Genomic DNA, 24,271 nt, shown 5'->3' with positions numbered 1-24,271 from the left:
GGAATTAGATGATAACTATTTTCTTTGAACGGATGAAGGGGCCGTGATAAAGCGAGTATTTCTCCCCGATAGGGATGGCTTACAAATATGTGTGTTAATTATTTTTAGTAAATAAAATAGGGTTATGCAAATAAAAAATGGTCTTGATGATTGTGCGTGTTGTAGTTCAAATGGGTCGGATACACATCGTCGATTTGTAAAACGTGAATTTGGACAATGGGAAAGGATCTCATTTTCTCCTGAAGCCGGGCATATATTGTTTATTCTGGAAGGAGAAATCAAAATAGAGGATGCAAAAGATACCTATGTACGGGGGATTAATCAAATGATATTACTAGGATATAATCATGAATATCGTATTAAGGCATTGACAAAGGGAATAATGCTTGTTCTCTCTTTCACTACCCACTATCATGTATGTGTTAATATAAATGCTGAAAGAGTTTGGCGTACTATGAAGACGGTGACGTACAGATTCAATACTCTGGAAATGGTTCCTCCTATGTTAGATTTTGCCAAATCAGTCATGTTCTATCTGGATCACAAAATATACTGTGATTATTTGCAAGAATCTAAAGCGGTGGAGATTTTTATTGTATATAGATTCTTTTATACCTCTGAAGAGTTAGCTCATTTCTTTTATCCGGTTTTATATAAGGACCTGTCTTTTGATACTTTGGTGAGAACCAATTATGAAAAAGTAAAAACTGTTCAGGAATTAGCTGACTTGTGTGGCTATAGTCTTTCCAGATTCAAAAAGATATTTGTCAGGCATTTTGGTATTTCACCTTATCAATGGATACAGCAACAAAAAATATCAAAAATAAAAGCCAGTTTATTAGATAAAACAGTTCCTATAAAATCTATTGCTTATGAATTTGGATTTGTCGATCAATCTCATCTGAATACATTTTGCAAGAAGTATTTAAATGCGACTCCCTTACAAATAAGAAATAGTTCGGAAGTTCAAAACCCATCGAAGGATTGAGGTGGATTCTAATTTAGAAAGGCTCCCCCTTATTTTAGTCTATGTCGTTAATGAAATAGCTAGAATAAAGGGGATATTTTATTTTTCAATTCTTAATTGGGGACACACCGTAGGCTTAAAGCATGTGTTCTGGTAGAAGACAATTGCTGAGCACCTAATGCAGGAGTTCCAACGAAATACCACATGTCAGTTCCATTCGGAGCAGAAGATGATAAAATAAGAGAAGCTTCTCCTCCTTCTATAAGTGCTCCGGATTCAGAATGCCTATCTCCCGCAGCCGGAATAAAAAGAGAGGCATTTTCATGCAAACTACCGGCAACAGGATTAAAAAGAAGGCTTCCAATATATGCTACATCCTTAGTGTTCCAAGAAACTGCAGTATTGCTTGCTATAGCACTACCTCCAAATCCAGTGCTTGATATAAAAGGATTGTTGTGGTCTCTTCGGTCAAAATACCCATCTGCATAAAATCCCCATCTGAAATTTATGTTATTACCCAAATCATTTATCATAGGGGTGGCATATAAAGACTGTCGAAGCTCGGAGTTTTTTATGGCAGCGGAGGTACTGTTCGAAGTCGAAGTAGTGATAGAGCCATCATTGGGACGACGATATCCTGGAGGGCAGCCTTCGGAAGTTGCTTGAAGTGTATTCCAAAAATCGCCAGTTGGTACATTATTCCATATAGTAGATGTTACGGGGGTAACCGGATTATATGCTAATGCTCCATAAGGGGGGATTTTTGACCATTGAAACAAGGCTCCGGCTTGAGTGGGATAATCCGTAAACACTGCGTTTGATCTATCGGCTAAAATTTCTACAAGTTCGTCCATATTCGTCAAGTCGGAGGCTGTAGCATTATACGCACAAACACGTACTGCGGCAGAACCACGTGCATTGTCAGTGGGATCCATCAGATAGTCAGGCTCGTTGCCCTGGCGTATATAGATTATGTGATATTTTTGTGGAGTTCCATAACGAAGGAGTACCAAGGCATAACGTGCCGAATTGCTCCCTGTCGGCGTATAAGTGGAAGTCAGCCCTATACGAAAATAAATATAATTTCCTGCTCCGCTGACAGCAGTACCTGATGCTGATGATACATAGCCTGGTACTGTATATATAGCATCATTGGTAAGCATGCTGCCCGGATTTTCAGTAGTGGAATTATAGGTGATTCCTGTGTCATCGGATGCGTCGTTGCTGAATACAATATCTCCGGGTTTCCATCCGGAGCCAAGCCAGTAAACTGAAGCATCCCAATTTCCCGAACGTGTCATTCCATTACCGACCGGAATGCGTATAATGCGTTCTCCCTTTTGGTTCGCTTTCCAAAAAGCACCTACATACTCGCCTGACATATAATTATCACGCACTGTTGCCATCGGATAATTCGGCAACTGGATAACCTTTATAGAGGCGCCGCTCACGTCAATAACATTATAAATAGTTCCTGCCATTTCAATACTTGTGCTGGAGTTCTCCGTATATTTCCATACATATAATGTTTTTGTACCTGTTCCGGTAAATTGATTGGTGGTGCCTGGGGGAGTGCCATCCTGATTACGAACATTAGCTGCAGGTAATGAACCATTGGCCCAATTAAGGATATCTGTCAGATTATCACATATAAGGAAGTTAGAGTTATCAATAGCGATAGTCCAATCTAAAGAAGAACCGTTGGCAACTATTACGTTGAATTCTGAAAACCCTCCCGTTGGAGGTAAGACTATTTTTTCCGGAGTAAGTAGCAATGCTGCTTCCGGAGTGATTGACAAAGTGTAATTAATAAACTGTCCGGTTCCCCATGTGAGTCCCTCAAGATCGAAATCGAAGGTTCTCCCTGTATTGAGTTCTACAGTTAACGTGGCTCCGGAAGTCAGGGTTTGTGGAACCATCATCAGATATCCTCCACCTGTATTGATAAGTTCTGCTGTAGATTCCAGATATACGCCATCATCAACTATGGCCTCAAAATTTTCGTTCGTAGCTCCGGAAAGATCCCAAGATGGGGTTCCGTCGGTAGCTATGCTAAGTTTACCGGACTTCTTAACACCTTTGACTGCTATTTTTTCTATTTTCTCTCCATTGCCTGAAGCTTTAAATCCAATACAAGTGAGAGCATGTCTCATCTGAAAATTGACTGATGATGAGCCGTTGTTAGTTTTATTCCGATCTTGCAGGAGGGCGGAAACCATCAGGTCTGGCTGATCGGAACAATTTGTAGGGACAGTATAATCAATGGAAGGGATGCCTGAAGTCACGTTCATTGTGATACCATTTGCGGCAGTGGCGTATGGCGAATAAGCGAAGAAACTAACATTGGCATCGACAGCTTGGGGCCAATATACAGGGTTGTCATAACTCCAGACACCTCCAGTGTTAGTTATTTCAATATTATCCATAAAATTGGGAGTAGCAGTCGTCCCTTTAGCACCCCAATTATTGGCGGTCCCATTACCGGTATAATAAGCAAATACACCCATATTCGGGATAGTATTGGCAGAAGAAATAGGTAAACCGCGTGACTGTGGAATATCAGATATAGTTGCAAACTGAATCCCATTGGCTTCGTAATCGTAATGGTTTAAGTCTGTTGTTTCTGTGCAGGAGACTGTCAAGAAAGAAGCCGCCAGACACATTAATGTCAATTTGAAAGTCTCCATAAATTTCATTGTTTAAATCTAATAAAGGGCTGGAAAATTCTATTTTCCAGCCTGTAAATGCATTCCCCAAATTAAGGTTGAGGCAATGGAGTGTCTGTACCTCCCACTGTATCCCAGTCAGCAACATTAGCAGAGAATGTGATTATGTTGAAGATGTCTTCTCCACCACCGCCTGTTGAGTCATCGGCAATAGTTAAATTCAACATATAGTGTTTACCCATGCCGAACATGTCAGCAGGCACCGTACCTACTGCGGGCACATTACCTGCCACGATTGTATATTGTGACAAATCACCGCTATAAATTGTATGGTCATTAGCATCTTTGACCTCGATTCCACCAGTTACCTGTATCGTGCAACCGATTGAACTTTGTGGCATAATCATATATGAGGCAGCTCCTGTATATGAGGTAGCAGTTGCATTAGGGGCAGTCCACGCAGCGTCGGCCGTTTTAGGATCGATGGTTCCTCCTGTTGATTTGACTCCCAGATTGGCAGTAAGCCCAGTTGTACTAAGAGTATAACCTGCATCTAACAGATCTTGGCTCAATGAAGCTGTTACACTGATTTTAGCCAGTTTATGAGCAAATTCAAAAGCAACGGTACCGGCACTCAAACCCGTTTTAGGATTGGCAATAGTAAAATCTTCAGCTGCATCACTGGGGACAGCATACGCTATTGAAAGAGCCGGGTAAGTACCTGTTGCTGTAACAGTTGCCGGAGCCCATGAGTAAAAGTCTACTGTACCCCCGGTAGTTGGCCAGTAATAAGGACCACTTTGAGGTAAATTAGTTGTGCCATTAGCCACATCGTTGATAAACCAGTTATTGTTAGTTGCACCACTCCAGACTGCATAAACTTTGTAATTGGAATTATTATCATTTGCAGCACGAGTCACCTTATCGTTCAAATTCGAAAATTTAATTTCTTTTTGTCCAACAGAAGTTTCTTCTAGTTCAGCTTGTGAGCAACTGGCCAGAATTATGGCTGTTGCTACCATTGTAAAAATCTTTTTCATTTCCCTTTTTTTAATTTAGTATTAATCTAATTGTTTACATCAGTTTTTGCTTAGCAAATAACTGAATCTCCAGATAGTTACTTCAAGGTAAGCTATCTTGTTTCTTTTATTCCCTATTTACATACTCCAATTCATTTTAGACATTACAATTATTTTATATTCAGAGGGACTTCTATAATGTCCCAGTCAATTACTTCCGTTTCAAAACCCGAGTTTCCGCTTCCTTCCGGAACAACATCAGGTAAAGGATCAGGTAGTTCTACATACAGATTCAAAGTGGTTGCTCCATTAGTTTCGGGCTGGAAGGTAACCAAGGAAGTCACGTTTACCTGTTGACGGATAAGAGTTTTTTCTGCATCAACCAACATAAATAAGAAGTCTATTTGTACTGGTGAATCACGTTGTACATTGGTTTCATTGGGCTTTTCACCCAAAAATCCCCAAGTATAAATAGTCTTCGAAATGGTTCCATTCTTCTTTGAATCACTATCATACGTTCTATTGTTCATGGTAAATTGCTGTGTAGATGCAATCCGAGAACTTTTATCTTCTTTGATATTGAAAGATTCTGCTATTCCGAGCAAATCAACTAATGCCGGCATACGCGCGTTGTTCAGTCCTTTCACGTGAGCAACAATATTGAACTTATGCACTTTGCGTAAGGGTATTAATCCGACAAGTGCTTCTATAGACTCCTGTATAGCTTGATCTACGACTTCTCCATTTGAATAATAACGGGAATAATTGATCATCTCATTAGTCACGTTAAAATCGGAAACTGTCACCGAAGCTAAAATATCCGGTTCGTATGCATATGAATTGTCATTACTTCGGCTTTTAGCAGTAGGATCAGGAGTGGCATACGCCTGAAGAGTGGAGAAATTATCATATCCCCGAATGCCAACTCCTTTAATCTGTCCCCGAAGCTCATTGAAGATGACAACGGTATATTTGCCTGCCGGTACATTGGCGTATGTTTGAATACGATTCGTATTATTTTCAAATCTATGTTCCAGAATCAGTTTGCCATCATCCTGATTATAAAACAAAGCGGTAACATTCTGTGGATTGATGTTAGCTTGAGACCACACCGTTCCTATCGGAATGAGAGCATTATTCTCACATGTCTCCTCTAATGGGCGGCGGTGACAGGAGAGGAGGAGTAACAATGTACTCCAAACCAAAATATTGTATTTTAAATATATAAGTCTCATTGTCCGAATTCTAGCTGTTTTTTATATTTTTGATTGATCATCCACACCAAGGATACCTTGACACGTGTAGGACCTATCCAAGTGGACTTTCCACTCTTTTGTCTTATCAAGTGCCATTCGTCATCATATTCACACTTTTGAGGAATATATTCTCTGTATTTGTTGGTCATATATCCTATTCCAAGTGAATACTCCAGTCGCCAGTTTTTGGAGATTTTATGAGCAAAACCACCGGTCAATCCAAACGGTATAATAAATTCTCCTTGGTAGCCTTTGGTTTTCCATTCGACATCATATGATCCGGCTCCACCATAAATACCCATGTACCACCCGGTTAGTAAATTGTCTTTCGTATGGTTTCCCCACCAATAACGCAATTCCAAATTTCCATTCAAAATTTCGAGTGCATATTGTTTTTTCTCCCAAAGCCACCAGGGAAATATCCATTCACCAGCCAAGGAAAGGTGTTTACCAATAGGAACTTCAACTTCTACATTAAGGCCAGACAATAGATCGTACAAAAGATTGGTTTTCACAGCAAAAAGTGGTCTGTATGTTTTTTGCAGTGGTGGTATTATTGGAGAAACTATTTCTGGCAGTTCTTCTGGTTCGATAATTGCTTCTTCAACCACTATCGGTATCGAATCATCCTGTACTGCAATGGTTTCCGGTTCCTTTATCTTTTCATGCTTTTCTTTTATGCGAAAAAATACACTTGTAGCTGTACGCATATATTTCGCAAAATTCTTAGTTATATAGAAATCTGTACTGCCTCCACTTAGTTGTTTAATTTGAATCACTTTCAGTCGATTGCTAACGGAAGAGTGTAATATTCTCAAAGCCTCTTCTCTATTAGGGACAAGCGGATCATTTTGAATTAGGTCAATCAAAACATCCCAATTGAATACTGATGGCAAAACACTTATCCTATCGTTGTAAACTCCCGGATGTTTCCATCTGATATAAGTTCTTAATGCCATAGCGCGTTCATATGAGAGACGTGAGTTGACCTGAAAATCTCCTATAAGAGAAGCGCTTCCGAAGATTGTTATAGAATCCACTCCGGAAATGAAATCTGGATTCTTCAACATTTCGTCAAGTTTTTCAAGGGCACTCTGATTGGTATAATAGTCACGCATGAGCAATGAGCTATTATTTGCAAAGTAAAATATCAAACGTGCCGGCAATTCACTACTGGACGGAGGAGCTGAAGCACGACTTAAATTTGAAAAACCGAAAAGCAACGTTATTATAAATGCCATTGCGGTTGATCGTTTTTTATCTATTCCTAATATATACATAATACCTAATACCTATCTATGAATTTCAAATACCTGAAAACAGAATGCAAATTTAAATGGTTTTTTTATGCGCACATGTAGTCCCAATATGCTGAATATTGCATAAAAAGACATTTCTATTGCATAAAAAGATATTTTCATTGTTGCAGTTTAATGCAATCGTACGTACCATATATAATGGTTCGGAAACAAAGGTGCTGTCTGAAAGGAGAGAAGATACTTCTCGTGAAAGATTAATTGATCCACTGATAAATCGACCTTTAGTAATTATTCTATCTGCGCTATCGGCCTTCCGATAATAAATTTTAGTTTTGGTTGGCATGGCATTTGTTTTTAATTAAGGTTATTATTTGAAGATATTTATAATTATCTCATATTAAGCTTTTTAGTAATATGGAAATTTGCAATAAAACGTAGATGGATATAAATTGTTCGTTGACTTGATTGGTCTCTTACCAACATGAAGATGGTATTTTAATTGCTGTGTTTAATATTATATCTTGATATATTCTTATGGAAAAGATAAATGACTGATTATATATTATAAATTTCTTAATGCAATTTGTGTTTGACTTGTAAAGTCTTTGTTAATATATCGCCATGCTTAATATGAATATTAGTTTTCTTGTGTTGAAATATTTCTTATGAAAGGGTAGTTTAGATGGAATTTATGTAAAGCGTTGCTTTATAGCTTGTTACGCTTTCTTTTTTTTCTTTAAAACCAACAGGTTGTTCCTTTAAAAGGAACAACCTGTTCCACACCGAGAAACACTTCGTTGGTTTAAAAGGAACGGAATGCTTCCTAGAATCAAAAAATAGAGTTATGGTAAATTGCGCAAATTTTCGAAATTGAGAAACTTATTAATCTTATTTATGTAAAGAAATAGTCTGAATGTTATTCGTGTAAATAAATATGTAAATGTTATATATTAAGATTTTTCTAACGAATAGTATTTAACATTCTAGGAATGAGTTTTTAGACTTGCATACTATAACCAGAACCTTAGTTTTTGTATACTGTTATATTGTGTGAAGGAGGGAGGGAAGTTGCACTTCTTACTTACCCCTTTAAATCCAAATCATAATTTCTACCTCTTTTTCAGTTCCGATTTTTTCCTTTTTTCTGATTTCTGCTTTGAGAGGAAGCAAATAAGTATCGAGTTTTGTGTCAAACCAGATTGCGGTTTCCCACTGTGTGTTGCCGATTTTGGCTGTCATCTTCAATCGCCCCCAGCCTTCTTCTAAGAATTTAAGATTCTCTCTTATTTCTTTGGACATTTCTTTCGGCAGGCAGGCGATGTACCAACCACCTGTTCCGGCTGTCGATGAGTAATTCCATACTTTTGCGGTAAACTCGTATTTTATTCCCTTATTTTCCATATAGTTGCAAAAATAGGAAATAATAGGAGATTGGCTATTATATTCTCTCTCAATTCATTTTTAATAGTTGTTTAAACACATGTTCATAGGAATCGACAAATGCGCAAAGGACCAGAATAGGTTAAGGTAAGTTTGTGCATTGCTCTTGTTACTGCTACATAAAGCATACTTTTGTCAGTACTGGAATGATAGTTTTTATCATCTGCTTGCGGAATGATGACTTCATCAAATTCCAGTCCTTTTGCCATGTGGGCAGAAGTGATGATGATACCTTTTATATAGGTTGAACTTTGGTTGGATAAAAGTGAAATACAATCTGTATATGGCTGGAACTTTTGAGCAAGTTCTTTCGCTTGGGATTCTGTTTTGCAGATGATTCCCAATGATGTATAATGGGAGCTTTTGAAGGAACTTACCAGATCAGAAAGACTTTGTATTTCTTCTTCTGTATTTCTGAATTGAAGAATTCTTGGGTGTTCTCCATGTCGCATAATCGGTTCTAACTCATTGTTCGATTGAATTTTCTGTGCAAAGCTGGTTATCTCAAAAGTTGAACGATAGCTTTTGCAAAGTTTCATTATTTCTCCTGTTGTAAATGCTTTTTGGATCATATCGGCCGTGGAAGAGCCATAAGGATTGACGGATTGGGAAGCGTCTCCAAGAATTGTTTTTCGACAGGGATAAAGTTTTTGAATCACTTTGTATTGTATGGGAGAATAATCTTGCATTTCGTCTATTAGAAGATGTTTGACATAAAATTGGGTGTTGTTTCCATTTAATGCGATATGCAGGTAGGCTAAAGGTGCTAAATCTGCATATTCCAGTAGGCGGTTTTTACGCATCTTGAACAAGTCCGGTTTTCCGATCCACTCAAAAAAGTCCTTATAGGTTTGAAGATCATTATTTCCTGCAAACATATTTTTTATCTCTTTCTTTAGTTGGTTTTTCTCCGGAGTACTGACCGTTTGATTATATTGAAGTTTCATCATTTCCAGGATATAATCTGTCATAGTCTCAAATCGTTGACGTATGGGATAGCGATGGAATCGTTTGAACTGCTCGTTAATAAATTCAGCAGGAATGGTGATGTATTTTGTGAGTTTTACATCTATGGCTTTGAAATAGTTGTTTTCTATATAAAGAATGAACTTGTCAAGTTGTGATATAAACTCGAAGGTGGCTTTGTATTGTATCCGTTTGATAAAGTCTTGTGTCGGCTTTTCCAATAATTCTGTTACTTGTTCAAAGAAAGTCTGGTATTTATATTTGTTATCAAGTACCTCTGAAAGAATTTGTTCCATACTGGTTTCGGGAACGGTCTCTTCGCCAAGTTCCGGAAGTACATTCGATATATAATCGGCAAATACTTTATTGGGTGAGATAATTAATATGTCTTTGGAAGAAATCTGTCCTTTCTGCGCATAAAGCAGGTAGGCGATACGATGGAGGGCAATAGAAGTTTTCCCTGAACCGGCAACACCTTGTATGATAAGTACGGCGGCATTCTCATTACGGATAATTCGGTTTTGCTCCCTTTGGATGGTCGTAACGATATTCCTCATTTTGTTGTCGGCATTGGAGCATAGTTCTTTTTGCAGAATATCGTCATGAACAGTTACAGAACTTTCAATCATGTACTCCATATTTCCTTTACGAATACGGTACTGGCGTTTGAGCAAGATTGTTCCATTAATTTCACCTGCCGGAGAAGAATAGGTCGCTTCGCCTAATTCATGATCGTAGAACATGCTTGAAATAGGAGCTCGCCAATCATAAATAAGATTTCGTTTTTGCTTGAAATCATAGAAAGTGTGTATTCCTATATAGATTGGATTTATCAGGCTTTTGTCTTTCTTTTCCTGAAAGTCGATTCGTCCGAAATAGGGGATATCCAGTATTTTGCTTAGCCGTCTGCGTTTGTCAATTACGTTTTCGCCTATTGCAAAATGATTTAATATGCTTTCGCGCATAGAACGGATTTCGTGCGGATCGATATCCTTATTCGACCATAGGTAATCTTTGTACTCCTGTAGGGTGTCTATATGTTCTTTGACAGAAGTACTGGTGGTGTTGATCGTATCATTGATGGTGGTTATGACTTGCTGCAAGTACTCTTTTTCCTGTTTTTCTGTTTGATTGAATATCATAATCTTTTTGTTAATGGTATGGTGAAGAATTGAAATTGCAGGCAAAGTTAGCTCTGCTCATTGAGGGATTAAATAGTTATTTATAGCTATATATTTGTCCTTTTTCCTATTTTTGCATACTTACTTAAAAAGGAGAAAGATGAATGTTCTTGAATTAGCTGAACGTAACCAACAGAAAGCCTGGGAGATCATAGAGGATACTCATATCATTCAGATATGGGAAGGGATTGGTGCCAAAGTGAATCTGGTGGGCTCATTGCGTACTGGATTACTGATGAAGCACCGGGATATTGACTTCCATATTTATACTTCTTTTTTGAACTTGCATGATAGCTTTCGGGCGATGGCTGAATTGGCGAAAAATACGTCTGTCAAGAAGATTGAGTGTGTTAATTTGTTGCATACAGTGGAAGCGTGTGTAGAGTGGCATGCATGGTATCAGGATATGGTAGGTGAACTTTGGCAAATTGATATGATTCATATCCGGGAGGGTTCTCGTTACGACGGTTACTTTGAGAGAGTAGCCGAACGTATTTCTGCGGTGATGACAGATGAAATGAAACTGGCTATCTTGACTTTAAAGAATGAAACGCCTGATATGGAGAAGATTATGGGAGTGGAATATTATCAAGCTGTAATTCGGGATGGAGTACGTAGTTATCCGGAATTTGAAGAGTGGAGGAGATTTCATCCGGTTACGGGTGTGGTGGAATGGATACCTTAACCGGATTGAAAAGTATGGAAAGAAAGAAGGTGTGAATTAACCTAGCAATCCAATTTCCTGTCCTAAACGAATGGCTTCAATAGAATTTTGTACGCCTAGTTTTCGTAACAGGTTTTGCCGATGAATATTAACGGTATGAATACTGATACATAGTTTGTCTGCAATTTCTTTACTTAACAGACCTTTTTGAATAAGACATAATACCTCTATTTCCCGGTTAGTAAGATTAGTAGAAGGTTGAAATGAGAGAGAAGGAGAGAATAGCTCTCCATTTTTTAGATTCAGAACGGTGCAATCTACCATTTCTGATTTTTTCTGGTCGGGCGATATGTCCATGTTTCCTATTATAAGCCAGGCTTTACCATTACGATCTTGTTCCAATACCTGATGTCTACTTGTGACACGTATGTACTGTTGTTTAGCATTAAGTATGCGGAAACTGTAAATATTAGAGTAGTTGTTCCGCTGTTCAAAGGGCAGGCTATAGATAAATTGCCCTAGAGTGACCTGCAATGCTGCTAGTTGTGCACGATCATTCGGATGAATGCGCGATTCCAAATAATCACCTTGCCTTTCTAGTGTTTCTATCTTGTGGCTGTCGTATCCCAATAAATCAACAAAATTCGGAGAGGCGTAAATATATTTGCATTTATACACATCGACAACAAATGTACAGTTACGACTAATTTTCGAGAGTTGATGAAGTATGGATTTATCCTGTTCCCATACGGAATAATTAATGTCGGTGGCAGACAGATGTTGCTTTGCCCACATTTCTTCTCGGGTGGTATTAATTGGTTTCATACAGAATGACTTAACTGGGAGATATATTGCTGATTAATAGTTAGCAAAAATAGATATATTGTAAGAGACTATCAAGGAATATAGGAGTTTGTTTCAAAATAGATTAATATTTTTGGGGTATCTGTTTTGTAAATAATAAAAAATGTGTATATTTGCAACACTACTGGAAGTAGTACACCTGGATAGGTGTTTTCGTGTCTGGATAGATACAAGGTATTATGATTGGATAGTCATTAAGGGTTAATAGGGATGTACTTAGTTACTCTTCCTCCATAATATTATATTATTTATTAAGCATCCCTGCAATAATATAAGATGGCGACAATAATTATTAAATTAGAACATTCTAATTTGCTTCAACATTCAAGAGAAGGTGTTAAAATTCAAAAGATTGTTTCTAGTATTTCACCTTTGACTTTTATTAAATTGCTTTTTAAAGCAGATACTAAAGTTAATCCTCGAACTGCAACAGTAAATCCTATTACAAAAAGTATTTATGAGACTTTGGATAAATCACCAGAGTTGTTTTGGTATAAAACCAAAGGCATTCTTTTATCTACGGAAGAGTGTGAGATCTTGGATAGAGGTAGAGTGAGGATATCTTTAGATAATGCCGATTATGAAGGCATTATGGATGGTGGGCACAATACATTTGCTATTGCGAGATTTATTATAGATAAATTGTATGGTATTTCATTCAAAACATGGGATGAATGCAAGAAGTTCTGGGATGAAAATTATGATAATGTTTTGGAACGATTTGAACAGGTGAAAGAGCAATTCAAATTTTCGATTCCTATTGAAATATTATCTCCTTCTGATGAAACCGGAGCTTTGGACGAGTTTTATGATTATATATCAGAAATATGTTCTGCCCGTAATAATAACGTACAGCTAAGAGAAACCGCAAAAGGTAATCAGGTTGGTTATTATGAATATTTGAAAGATAAATTGTATGATTATAAGATAATATGGAAGACTGGCAGTATCGGTAAGATAAAAGCAGAAGATGTCATCAGTCTGGCTACTTTACCATTATTGTTTTTGCAAGATAAAGGATTATTACCTCAAGATATAAAGACGCTTAATAAGATTAGTATTTATTCGCAGAAAAGTAAATGTGTTGATTATTTTAATGAGGTCTTGGCACATTCTGCTGTTTCAGAAGGAGAAAAAGGCAAGTATATTTTAAAGAATGAAATTGTTAAATCGGCTTTAGATCTGGTAGAAGACATTATTAAATTCTATGATAAGCTTTATTTTGAGTTTCCAGATTTATATGGTACTAGTCATGGAAAATTTGGTCGTATTGGTGAAGTGAAAATTAAAGAAAATGATGTTCCATTTGGTACAATTGAAGAAAAAGCTAAATATCAGTATCCTCATGGTTATTTTTATCCACTTTTGTGTGGGCTTACTAATTTGATGAAATATGATGAACACGAACAGAAAGTCGTGTGGAAGATAAATCCCATGATGCTTAATTTCGAACAACTTGATTTCTCACAGTATATAGCATTAATAAAGATGTTGAACTATGATCCACAGAAAGTAGGTAAAACTCAACCTATGTATCGGGAAGCCGAAAATATTTTTGATAAAGTAATGTAATGATAAGAAATGGGATGGATAGCGGAATGTTAACCATCCCATTATTTTTTTAGACTTATTGTTTGAATATTTGGCCTTCGGTGGATTAAGAGAATGTCTAGTATGCTAACAAATGATAATAATCGTCTTTCTTCCGAAAAATGATGATTAAAACAACTGTTATCTGATTTATTGTGTTACCTTTGTACCAAGAGTTTGAGTTACGAATCATTATCGTATAGTTCTTCTTTATAATATTTTATTAGCAAGCAGTCCTTGTCTTTAATTATCCTCCTCACTCCAAATTAGTATTTATTTTAATAAAATTTTAAATGAACATTTACATTTCAGGTTTAAGCTATGGCACTAATGATGCTGACTTAACAAATTTATTTGCAGAGTTTGGAGAAGTTTCTTCAGCTAAAGTAATTTTTGACAGAGAAACTGGTAGATCCAGAGGATTTGCTTTCGTAGAAATGCCGAATGATGCAGAAGGACAAAAAGCAATTGACGAACTAAATGGAGTTGAATACGACCAGAAAGTTATTTCAGTAAGCGTGGCACGTCCTCGTACTGAAAGACCGTCTAACGGTGGTGGCCGTGGTGGTTATAATAACTCTAGAAGATATTAATATCCGAATAAAAGCAGAAGACAATATCTTCTGCTTTTATTTAATAAGTTATTTCCGTTTCATGATTCAACGGAGGAATCTTCTGATTGACACAGGAGAAGACAAAAAATCATATTACATTTAAGTTCTGCTAATTCTGGCTCTTTTTCTATGCAATATCAGGAATATCTACTCCTGCACTTTCCATTCTGAAAATAGATTTATTAGACTTTTTTGTAATACACAATACTCTTGAAGAAGTCAGGAGTAAAGGTTTAATAAATTACACCCAACAAGGCAAATAGTCAATGACAGGGCCAATCTTGAGCGCTTGAATAAAGTGTGCTCACACTGTTTATCTTGTTCAATTGCTCCAAAGCAAAATAAAACATATGAAATCATTCTTTATAGGAAATATTGAGATAAAAACACCTGTAATACAAGGTGGAATGGGAGTAGGTATCTCGCTCTCGGGTTTGGCTTCGGCAGTAGCAAACGAAGGAGGAGTAGGCGTTATATCATGCGCAGGTTTAGGTTTGTTATATCCCAAAGGGAAAGGTACTTATCCTGAAAAATGTATTAACGGGCTGAAAGAGGAAATCCGGAAAGCACGTGCGAAAACAAAAGGTATTATTGGCGTAAACGTCATGGTTGCTTTATCGAATTATGCGGATATGGTGCGCACCGCAATCGAGGAAAAGATTGATGTGGTATTTTCCGGTGCCGGGCTTCCACTCGACCTGCCTTCATATCTGACTCCGGAGAGTACAACCAAGCTGGTGCCTATTGTATCTTCTTCACGAGCAGCCAAAATCATCTGCGATAAATGGCAGAAGAACTATAATTATCTGCCCGATGCAATCGTGGTGGAGGGTCCTAAAGCCGGTGGACATTTAGGATTCAAAAAAGAACAATTACAGGATCAGCATTATGCTTTGGAAGCTTTGATTCCGGAAGTGGTAATGATTGCATCCAGTTATAAAGAACAGAAACAGATTCCGGTGATTGCTGCCGGCGGTATTTCGACGGGTGAAGATATTGCACATTTTATGGAGCTGGGAGCTTCAGGGGTACAAATGGGAAGTATATTTGTTACCACCCAGGAATGTGACGCGTCCGAGACGTTCAAGGAAGTATATATTCACTCCAAGTCCGAAGATGTTCTTATTATTGAAAGTCCTGTGGGAATGCCAGGACGAGCTATTGACGGGGAATTTATTCACAATGTGAACAACGGTCTGGAAAAGCCTAAAAGCTGTTCATTCCACTGTATTAAGACATGTGATTATACAAAAAGTCCCTATTGCATTATTAAGGCTTTATATAATGCAGCCAGAGGAAATATGAAAAAAGGCTATGCTTTTGCCGGTAGCAATGCCTTTCTCGCTGAGAAAATCAGCAGTGTCAAAGAAGTGATGAGTACACTGGAGCGCGAGTTTTTCTTAGCAACCCATAAACTGGCTTAATCTTTGGGATTATGCATTCTCATGATGGAGTTTGTCTATCCCTTTGCAATATAAATTAATGGCTGTTTTAATACAGCAAAAATAACAATTATGACATTTAAAGAATTAAATATAACCGAACCGATTTTAAAAGCTATTGAAGAAAAAGGATATGCAGTGCCTACTCCCATTCAGGGAAAGGCAATCCCGGCTGCATTGGCCAAAAGAGATATATTAGGCTGTGCGCAGACGGGAACAGGTAAGACTGCTTCGTTTGCTATTCCTATTATACAACATTTACAAACGAATAAAGAGGCAGTAAAGTGCCGGGGAATCAAGGCGTTGATATTGACGCCTACCCGCGAACTTGCCTTGCAAATAAGTGAATGCATTAATGATTATGCCAAATACACCCAAGTGCGGCATGGGGTTATTTTCGGAGGGGTCAATCAACGTCCGCAAGTTGATATGTTGCACAAAGGAATTGATATCCTGGTTGCTACACCAGGACGTTTACTTGACTTGATGAATCAGGGCCATATACGTCTGGATAGTATTCGTCATTTTGTACTTGATGAAGCTGACCGTATGCTTGATATGGGATTTATTCATGATATCAAGCGGATATTGCCGAAACTTCCGAAAGAAAAACAGACTTTATTTTTCTCCGCTACAATGCCTGATACGATTATTTCTTTAACGAATTCTTTGTTGAAGAATCCTGTACGAATCAGCATAACTCCGAAATCATCGACTGTGGATGCTATTGAACAGGTGGTTTATTTCGTAGAGAAAAAGGAAAAGAGTCTTTTACTGGTTTCGATTTTGCAAAAATCAGAAGATCAGTCGGTGTTGGTATTTTCGCGTACGAAGCATAATGCTGATAAGATCGTAAAGATACTGGGCAAGGCAGGAATTGGTAGCCAGGCGATTCATGGAAATAAAAGTCAGGCAGCGCGGCAGTTGGCTTTGGGAAATTTCAAGTCGGGTAAAACACGTGTGATGGTTGCTACTGATATTGCTGCCAGAGGTATCGATATTAACGAACTTCCTTTAGTTATTAACTATGATCTTCCTGATGTGCCGGAAACGTATGTGCATCGTATCGGACGTACCGGAAGAGCTGGCAATACAGGGACAGCACTGACATTCTGCTCGCAGGAAGAACGTAAACTCGTTAATGATATTCAGAAACTGACGGGTAAGAAGCTGAATAAAGCCAATTTTACTATCTAAAATCAACAAATAACAATCTCTTTAAAATTAATATAAAACTAAATATAAATTCTATGGCAAAATCCATGACAGTTGGTAAACGTGAAAATGAAAAGAAAAGACTCGCTAAACGAGAAGAAAAGTTGAAAAAGAAAGAAAGCAAGAAATTATCGGGCAGTTCAAATAGCTTTGAGGATATGATTGCTTATGTAGATGAGAACGGAATGATAACTTCGACTCCTCCCGCTGATGATATCCGAAAAGAAGAAATTAATCCGGATGAGATCGTAATAGCAACTCCGAAAAAAGAGGAAGAGGAACCTGTCATCTTGAGAGGTCGTGTGGAATTCTTTAATGTAGCAAAAGGTTTTGGTTTTATTAAAGACCTTGCTGGAGTTGAAAAGTATTTTTTTCATGTGAACAACGCTGTGTCGGAGATTGCAGAGAATGATATTGTAACATTTGATTTAGAACGTGGTCTGAAAGGAATGAATGCTGTTAATGTTACTTTAGAAAAGAAGTAGGATTAATGTCGGCTCTTGTCTGAATTGATCCTTGGATCTTCTCATCTGTTATATGATAAGGCAAGAGCGAAACTGATAAAATAAAAAATCCCTTGAACTTTTGAAGTTCAAGGGATTTTTTATTACCGAATCGATAGTGGTGCCACCAGGAATCGAACCGGGGACACAAGGATTTTCAGTCCTTTGCTCTACCAACTGAGCTATGGCACCTCGTGCTTGTTCGGTCCGGTAATATCTCTTTTGCGGTTGCAAAGGTAGTGAAACTTTTGGATTCTGCAAGTCTTCTGGAAATAAAAAACACTGATAAAAAGTTAGTCGGCTTATTATCAGTGTTGTATAAGATAAAAAATATTTCAGGTATGTGATGAAATCTATTGCTTATCTTCCTTTAATGGATTCCATCCCTGTGCTTTTAGTTCGAATTCTTGTCCATCACGGGTAATCAATGCACAGCCAAGTTCGGGTTTGGTAATATGTCCAATGAGACGAACCCCTTCCATTTGTGAAATTTTCTCATGATCGGCGATGGAAACAGTAAAGAGTAGTTCATAATCTTCTCCGCCATTCAAGGCACAAGTTGTAAGATTCATGTTAAACTCTTCGGCCATAACAGCTGTCTGATAATCGATTGGGATATGCTCCTCGTAAACGCGGCAACCAGCATTGCTTTGTTTGCAGATATGCATCAGTTCTGATGACAGGCCGTCGGAAATGTCCATCATAGAAGTAGGGACAATATTGGCGGCTGCCAATTTCTCAATGATATCTTTGCGCGCTTCCGGTTTCAATTGGCGTTCTAATAAATACTCTTTGCCGGAGAAATCCGGTTGGACATCTTTATCACCTTGCAATACGACTTTTTCACGTTCCAGGAGTTGTAAACCCATATAGGCTGCTCCTAAGTCGCCACTAACACAGATCAGGTCAGTGTCTTTGGCTCCATTACGGTAAACTACTTTATCCTTATCGGCATCGCCGATACAAGTAATGCTGATAGCAAGACCTGTCAGAGAAGAAGTGGTATCGCCTCCCACAATGTCGACATTGTATTGCTGGCAAGCCAGACGGATACCGGAATAAAGTTCGTCCATGTCTTCCACGCTGAAACGCTTGGAAAGACCAAGAGATACCGTAATCTGCCGGGGAGTACCGTTCATGGCATAAATATCGGAGAAATTAACTACTGCTGATTTATATCCCAAATGCTTCAAGGGAACATAAGTCAGGTCAAAATGCACACCTTCCATAAGCAGGTCGGTTGTTACCAGTACTTGCTTTTCTGAAGGGTAGGAGAGAACGGCGGCATCGTCGCCCACTCCATATTTACTGGATTCGTTTTCCAGTTTGATTCCCTCGGTGAGGCGGTCAATCAGACCAAACTCACCGAGAGATGCTATTTCAGTTCTCATAAATCGGGATGGTTGTTTAGGCACGGTTGATAAGTTCGCGCATGATCGTGGTCATTTTCGGTTGAGCAGCGTCAGCGGCTTTCTGAACTTCTTCGTGTGTTACTTCTACGATTTTTCCTTCTACTCCCAAGTCGGTGATGACGGAAATACCAAAAACTTTGATACCACAATGATTGGCTACGATAACTTCCGGAACGGTAGACATACCAACCGCATCAGCACCAAGAATATGGAATAATTTATATTCGGCAGGAGTTTCGAAAGTAGGACCTTGCGTACCAATATACACTCCGTGTTGTACTTTAATTCCTTTTTCTTTGGCAATCTCGTCAGCCTTACTAATCAATTCCTTGCTGTATGCTTCGCTCATGTCCGGGAAACGAGGTCCGTAAGGGATATTTTTTCCGCGAAGCGGGTGTTCGGGGAAATAGTTGATATGGTCAGTGATAATCATCAGGTCACCGATTTCGAAATCTGCATTTGTACCGCCACTGGCATTGGATACAAACAAGGTTTTGATACCTAATTCACGCATGACACGTACAGGGAAAGTTACTTCTTTCATCGAATAACCCTCGTAATAGTGGAAGCGCCCCTGCATAGCCATGATATCCTTATTGCCTAGTTTGCCGAAAATCAGCTTACCGCTATGACCTTCGACGGTAGATACCGGGAAGTTGGGGATATCCGAATACTTTATTTCATACTTCTCGGTGATTTCGTTTGCCAAACTGCCAAGCCCGGTGCCTAGTATAATAGCAGTTTCCGGACTGGTATGCATCTTACCTTTCAGATAAGCTGCGGTTTCTTGTATTTTCTCTAACATAGTCAATAATATGTTGGTTAAATTTATCTTGTTGATTTTGTAATATTTCAATTTCAATAGGCAAGGCGTAGATAAATGGTTTCAATTCCTTGTCCAAAGCCGGATGGTTAATCAGGCGTGTTGCATCTTTCTCGGTGGTAATAATTAACCGGTGTTCTCCTTTCAGTTTATGAAACCGTTCTTTGATAAGCTGTATATCCCGATGAGTGAAATTGTGGTGATCGTCAAACGATAGTAAATCTATCTGTTTGGTACAACCTTCCAGTCTTTCGAGAATGGGAGCAGGTGAGGCAATTCCCGTCATCAATAATATATCAGTGTTTGCCAGTGAGGACAAAGCAATCTCATGGTTTGTCGAAATAGCATTTGTGTCCGGAGACATGGTAGGGAACACTGGTTGCAGGTTGCCATACCGGAACGATGAGAAGAATAACTGTTGATATGGATAAAGGTTCAGCCGTTTCGTGATAATGTTATAATCAATAGGCTTGATGTCTTGCGGGCATTTGGTGACAATAACGATTTGCGCCCGGTTCTTGCCGCTAATTGGTTCACGAAGCCGTCCTGCGGGGAGCAAAGTGTCATCACAGAATAACCGGTGATAATCCGTTAACAGAATACTCAATCCCGGTTTGACGTATCGGTGCTGGAAAGCATCGTCTAATAGGATAACATCTACTGAAGGCTTTTGCAGTGCAAGCAACTTTTCTATGCCATGACAACGCTTTTCGTCGACAGCTACTGTAACAGACGGGAATTTTTGATGCATCTGGTAAGGTTCGTCACCAATGCTTCTTGCCGTACTTTCCGGAGTTGCCAATACATAACCTTTCGTGTGCCGTTTGTATCCCCGGCTTAATACAGCTACCTTATATTGATTACAAAGAAACTTTATCAGATATTCAGTGTGCGGAGTTTTTCCTGTCCCTCCTACAGCGAGATTACCCACGCTGATAATAGGTATATCAAAACTCTTTGATTGGAGAACTTCCCAGTCAAAGAGTTTATTTCTCATCATTACCACTGCTCCGTAGAGCCAGGAGGCAGGGTAGAGCCACTTATGTATCTTGATAAAGTGTTCGTCCATGTATTACGGTTTATTTAATATTCAGTTCGAACGGAATACGTGCCTGAATCATGGATTGTTCTTGCAGATTTTTCAGTAAACCGAATTGCTGGTAGTACTCGCCTAATTTACTTTTCAGTAATTGTGATTCTACATAATTCGTCGGTTTCGTATCAAGCAGGGAAGACAGGAAATCTTGTTTCTCCGGATAAGAGACAACGGTATAGCCTTCGATACCGGCTTTTGCAACAGCAATGTCCAGTGCCTTGTCAATACCACCTAATTCGTCTACTAATCCCAGTTCTTTAGCAGTTTCCCCAGTCCATACACGTCCTTCGGCAATCTTCTCGATAGCTTTCTTCGTCATGTGACGTCCTTCGGCACAACGAGTTACAAAGGTATCATATCCTTCAGTTATCATCATTTGAAGCAATGATTTCTCATCCTCGTTAAACGGACGCATGATATTTCCGAAATCAGCGTATTTATTCGTTTTTACGACATCATAACTTAAACCGATTTTATCAGTCAATCCTTTCACATTAGGAATCATACCGAAGATTCCGATAGAACCGGTCAGGGTAGTAGGCTCTGCAACAATCGTATCGGCAACGCAAGAGATATAGTAACCTCCTGACGCAGCATAATCACCCATAGAAACAATGACCGGTTTCTTTGCTTTCAGCTCTTTCACGGCATGCCAGATTTGTTCCGAGGCGAAAGCACTTCCGCCTGGAGAGTTGACACGGAGTACAACAGCTTTCACATCATCATTATCTTTCAATTTGCGCAGGTCACGAATGACTTTCGAACCAACAATCCCGTCTTCGGAAGTTGCAGAGCTCGGATAGTCTGTAATCTCACCGGATGCATAATAAACAGCTACGATATTACCGCTTTTATCTTTCGGCACATTTTTCCTTACGTTCATCATGTCGCCCAATCCTAATATAGGAAGATTATCATCTTCATTGATCTCTACCAATTTCTTAAGATAATTGCGCACATCATTGCGATAAATCAGAGTATCAGCCAATCCGCATTTTACACTCTCTTCTGCCGGATAGAACATGAGCATGCGATCTGCATAGACATTCAGTGAGTCTACAGAAATATTACGTGAAGTAGATACCCCTTCCGTAACCTGTCCCCAGATAGAAGTGATAAATGTGGTAACCTGTTCGCGGTTGGCAGGACTCATTTCCGTAGCAATAAACGGCTCTACGGCAGATTTGTAAGTTCCCACCTTGAACACCTGCATCTCAACTCCTATTTTTTGCAGCAGATCTTTGTAGAACAAGGGAGCAGAGGCGATACCTCGCCATTCAATCATTCCTTTGGGATTGAGCAACACCTTATCGGCTGCGCTGGAAAGATAATAAAGTCCCTGCGTATAGGAGTCTGCATAAGCAATAACGAATTTTCCACTTTCTTTGAAGTCGAGCAGTGCGTTGCGGATTTCCTGCAAAGAAGCATAGGAGGTGCCTAATGAATTTGCCTGCAGATAAATCCCTTTAATATTTTCGTTTTCTTTAGCCTTCTGGATAGAAGAAAGAATATCGTCCAGTCCGTACGTGTTAGATCCGTCACCCAACAACTGTGATAAAATACCCAGCGGATCTTCTTGCGTACGTTCAACCAACGTTCCATTTAAGTCGAGCATCATTACAGAATTCTTTTTTACGATTGTTTCCGTGTCCGAAGCAGACATGATGCCAAACAACGTTACCATGCTGATTATAAATAATACAATACTTGACAAAATGATACCTGTCACTGTGGCAAGTGTAAATTTCAAGAAATCTTTCATTATACTTATTGTTTTTTGCGCCAGCTTGTTATTAAGCTAACAAAGATAAATAATTGAGTTGATATTTATTCAATAAGTCGTACGAATTTTTGTTTTATCACAGCGAATCCACATAAATAGGAACTTCCTCCATTTAAGATTTAAGTATATTTGTCTGTATCAAATCCTTTTAAATGAGAAGAAATCTCTAATTTTGTGGCACAACTATTAATACATTGAATAATACTATCATGAAAAAACTCACATCTATTCTTTTATTGCTTTTGTTTGTATGGACGGTACAAGCGCAAACTGCTCGTGAAGAGATCCGTGCAAACCGGTATTTATCCGCTAATAATTATTATGCATATCCTACGCCTACTGCCAAGCAGACAGCTGCTCCTAAGGGGTACGAACCTTTTTATATCAGCACATATATGCGTCATGGCTCACGGTATCTGATTGATCCGAATGATTATCGTTTCCCCAAGCAAACTTTATTAAAAGCCGACTCTTTAAACAAACTTACTACAACAGGTAAAAACACACTGGATATTGTTTTGCGCATGGCTGATATGGCGGAAGGTCGTCTTGGTGAACTGACTTCGGTAGGAGCACGCCAACACAGAGGAATTGCAAAGCGTATGTATACTAATTTCCCACAGATATTTGCTGATGGAACAGAAGTGGATGCCCGTTCCACAGTTGTCATCCGGTGTATATTATCCATGACATCCGAATGTCTCCAATTGCAGGCGATGAATCCTAATCTATGTATCAAGAATGATGCAAGTTACCATGATATGTATTACATGAATCCTCCTGCTAAGGATTTGAGTAAAATAGCTGGTTCCGATAAAGTGAAAAAGGTTCAGAAAGATTTTGAAGCTACCCATGTACGCCCGCAACGGTTGATGAAAACATTGTTTACAGACGAAGCGTATGTAAAAGCAAATGTTGATGAAGCGCGCCTGATGAGACGTCTTTTTGATTTGGCTTGTAATATGCAGAGTCATGATACAGATATGCAGCTATATTCTCTTTTCACAGATGAAGAGTGTTATGATCTATGGAGTTGTAACAACTTATATTGGTATCTGACACACGCTTGTTCTCCTGTAACGGATGGTTTGATGCCCTATCGGGAAGCCGACTTGTTGCGTAATATTTTAGATAGGGCAGATGCTGCTTTGAAAGAAGGTAAGAACCAGGCCACTTTAAGATTTGGTCATGAGTCTTGTCTGTTACCGTTAGTCGCTTTATTGGAACTGAATCATTATGGAGAATCTTACCCTGACGTAGAAAAGTTATCCGAACAATGGAGAGCGTATGATATTTTCCCGATGGCTAGTAACGTGCAATTCGTCTTTTTCCATAAAAAAGGAAGTAACGATGTATTGGTAAAAGTATTACTTAATGAAAAGGAAACTAAACTACCGGTGAAAACAGACGTAGCTCCTTATTACCACTGGAAAGATGTAGAAAGCTACTATCGTGAAAAATTAGATAAATATCAGCATATATAATGCGACATTAACTTAACATTATTATAT

General features: G+C 38.6%; 19 protein-coding genes and 1 tRNA gene. 8 read left to right on the top strand and 12 right to left on the bottom strand.

What is annotated here, in order from left to right:
• Positions 1 to 124 precede the first annotated feature (124 nt).
• Positions 125 to 988 carry an AraC family transcriptional regulator gene (locus H8796_RS02220; protein WP_117936714.1) on the top strand — a complete coding sequence of 288 codons (864 nt, stop codon included), beginning with the start codon at positions 125 to 127 and terminating at the stop codon, positions 986 to 988.
• A 92-nt stretch (positions 989 to 1,080) separates the two neighbouring features.
• Here H8796_RS02220 and H8796_RS02215 read toward each other — a convergent pair whose 3' ends face one another.
• The 6 genes from H8796_RS02215 to H8796_RS02190 all read right to left on the bottom strand — a co-directional run bounded on the left by H8796_RS02215 (position 1,081) and on the right by H8796_RS02190 (position 10,715).
• Positions 1,081 to 3,654 carry a fimbrillin family protein gene (locus H8796_RS02215; protein WP_158570815.1) on the bottom strand — a complete coding sequence of 858 codons (2,574 nt, stop codon included), beginning with the start codon at positions 3,652 to 3,654 and terminating at the stop codon, positions 1,081 to 1,083.
• 71 nt (positions 3,655 to 3,725) lie between these two features.
• On the bottom strand, positions 3,726 to 4,673 hold the full coding sequence (locus H8796_RS02210) for a fimbrillin family protein (RefSeq protein WP_117936710.1): 948 nt from the start codon (positions 4,671 to 4,673) through the stop codon (positions 3,726 to 3,728).
• A 149-nt stretch (positions 4,674 to 4,822) separates the two neighbouring features.
• Entirely contained in the window at positions 4,823 to 5,887 is a 1,065-nt protein-coding gene (locus H8796_RS02205; RefSeq protein WP_117936708.1) for a DUF5119 domain-containing protein, read from the bottom strand.
• A complete protein-coding gene (locus H8796_RS02200) occupies positions 5,884 to 7,149 on the bottom strand; it encodes a DUF3575 domain-containing protein (RefSeq protein ID WP_158570814.1) in 1,266 nt (421 codons plus the stop codon). The genes H8796_RS02205 and H8796_RS02200 overlap by 4 nt, the downstream gene beginning before the upstream one ends.
• A 1,107-nt stretch (positions 7,150 to 8,256) precedes the next feature.
• The gene (locus tag H8796_RS02195) at positions 8,257 to 8,553 is read right to left on the bottom strand and encodes a DUF1905 domain-containing protein (RefSeq protein WP_117936773.1); all 297 of its coding nucleotides are present in this window, start codon (positions 8,551 to 8,553) and stop codon (positions 8,257 to 8,259) included.
• Positions 8,554 to 8,651: 98 nt separating this feature from the next.
• Positions 8,652 to 10,715: a UvrD-helicase domain-containing protein gene (locus H8796_RS02190; RefSeq protein WP_117936704.1), complete on the bottom strand. Its 2,064-nt coding sequence runs from the start codon at positions 10,713 to 10,715 to the stop codon at positions 8,652 to 8,654.
• Between the two features lie 139 nt (positions 10,716 to 10,854).
• Between H8796_RS02190 and H8796_RS02185 the strand changes: the two genes are divergently transcribed.
• Positions 10,855 to 11,439 carry a phosphoglycerate mutase family protein gene (locus H8796_RS02185; protein WP_117936702.1) on the top strand — a complete coding sequence of 195 codons (585 nt, stop codon included), beginning with the start codon at positions 10,855 to 10,857 and terminating at the stop codon, positions 11,437 to 11,439.
• Positions 11,440 to 11,475: 36 nt separating this feature from the next.
• Here H8796_RS02185 and H8796_RS02180 read toward each other — a convergent pair whose 3' ends face one another.
• Positions 11,476 to 12,243, bottom strand: coding sequence for a LuxR C-terminal-related transcriptional regulator (locus H8796_RS02180; RefSeq protein WP_117936700.1), 768 nt, complete (start codon positions 12,241 to 12,243; stop codon positions 11,476 to 11,478).
• A 315-nt stretch (positions 12,244 to 12,558) separates the two neighbouring features.
• Here H8796_RS02180 and H8796_RS02175 point away from each other — a divergent pair, with 315 nt between their 5' ends.
• The 5 genes from H8796_RS02175 to H8796_RS02155 all read left to right on the top strand — a co-directional run bounded on the left by H8796_RS02175 (position 12,559) and on the right by H8796_RS02155 (position 17,628).
• Positions 12,559 to 13,854 (top strand): AIPR family protein, encoded by a 1,296-nt coding sequence (locus H8796_RS02175; RefSeq protein ID WP_117936698.1) that lies wholly within the window; start codon positions 12,559 to 12,561, stop codon positions 13,852 to 13,854.
• Positions 13,855 to 14,165: 311 nt separating this feature from the next.
• Positions 14,166 to 14,465 (top strand): RNA-binding protein, encoded by a 300-nt coding sequence (locus H8796_RS02170; RefSeq protein ID WP_117936696.1) that lies wholly within the window; start codon positions 14,166 to 14,168, stop codon positions 14,463 to 14,465.
• Between the two features lie 371 nt (positions 14,466 to 14,836).
• A complete protein-coding gene (locus H8796_RS02165; RefSeq protein WP_187343926.1) occupies positions 14,837 to 15,910 on the top strand; it encodes a nitronate monooxygenase family protein in 1,074 nt (357 codons plus the stop codon).
• Between the two features lie 90 nt (positions 15,911 to 16,000).
• Complete coding sequence (locus tag H8796_RS02160) at positions 16,001 to 17,125, top strand: DEAD/DEAH box helicase (RefSeq protein ID WP_117936692.1); 1,125 nt, start codon at positions 16,001 to 16,003, stop codon at positions 17,123 to 17,125.
• Between the two features lie 53 nt (positions 17,126 to 17,178).
• The gene (locus H8796_RS02155; protein ID WP_117936690.1) at positions 17,179 to 17,628 is read left to right on the top strand and encodes a cold-shock protein; all 450 of its coding nucleotides are present in this window, start codon (positions 17,179 to 17,181) and stop codon (positions 17,626 to 17,628) included.
• Between the two features lie 137 nt (positions 17,629 to 17,765).
• On the opposite strand, the gene H8796_RS02150 is transcribed toward H8796_RS02155, so the two are convergent.
• From H8796_RS02150 to sppA, 5 genes are all read right to left on the bottom strand, one after another.
• Positions 17,766 to 17,838, bottom strand: a tRNA-Phe gene (locus H8796_RS02150).
• Between the two features lie 161 nt (positions 17,839 to 17,999).
• A complete protein-coding gene (gene thiL / locus H8796_RS02145) occupies positions 18,000 to 19,037 on the bottom strand; it encodes a thiamine-phosphate kinase (protein WP_004298938.1) in 1,038 nt (345 codons plus the stop codon).
• Positions 19,038 to 19,053: 16 nt separating this feature from the next.
• On the bottom strand, positions 19,054 to 19,863 hold the full coding sequence (locus H8796_RS02140) for a purine-nucleoside phosphorylase (protein WP_004327187.1): 810 nt from the start codon (positions 19,861 to 19,863) through the stop codon (positions 19,054 to 19,056).
• A complete protein-coding gene (gene lpxK / locus H8796_RS02135) occupies positions 19,820 to 20,950 on the bottom strand; it encodes a tetraacyldisaccharide 4'-kinase (RefSeq protein ID WP_117936688.1) in 1,131 nt (376 codons plus the stop codon). Before lpxK ends, H8796_RS02140 begins: the two co-directional genes overlap by 44 nt.
• 10 nt (positions 20,951 to 20,960) lie before the next feature.
• Complete coding sequence (gene sppA, locus H8796_RS02130) at positions 20,961 to 22,739, bottom strand: signal peptide peptidase SppA (RefSeq protein WP_117936686.1); 1,779 nt, start codon at positions 22,737 to 22,739, stop codon at positions 20,961 to 20,963.
• A gap of 230 nt (positions 22,740 to 22,969) precedes the next feature.
• On the opposite strand from sppA, the gene H8796_RS02125 reads away from it, so the two are divergent.
• Positions 22,970 to 24,244, top strand: a complete 1,275-nt coding sequence (locus tag H8796_RS02125) for a histidine-type phosphatase (protein ID WP_117936684.1) — start codon at positions 22,970 to 22,972, stop codon at positions 24,242 to 24,244.
• Positions 24,245 to 24,271: the final 27 nt, after the last annotated feature.

It is taken from the genome of Bacteroides sp. M10 (genome assembly GCF_014334015.1).
Classification (GTDB): Bacteria; Bacteroidota; Bacteroidia; order Bacteroidales; family Bacteroidaceae; genus Bacteroides; species Bacteroides intestinigallinarum.
Note: the sequence above shows the minus strand (reverse complement) of the source record. Positions and strands in the feature narration are given on the sequence as shown.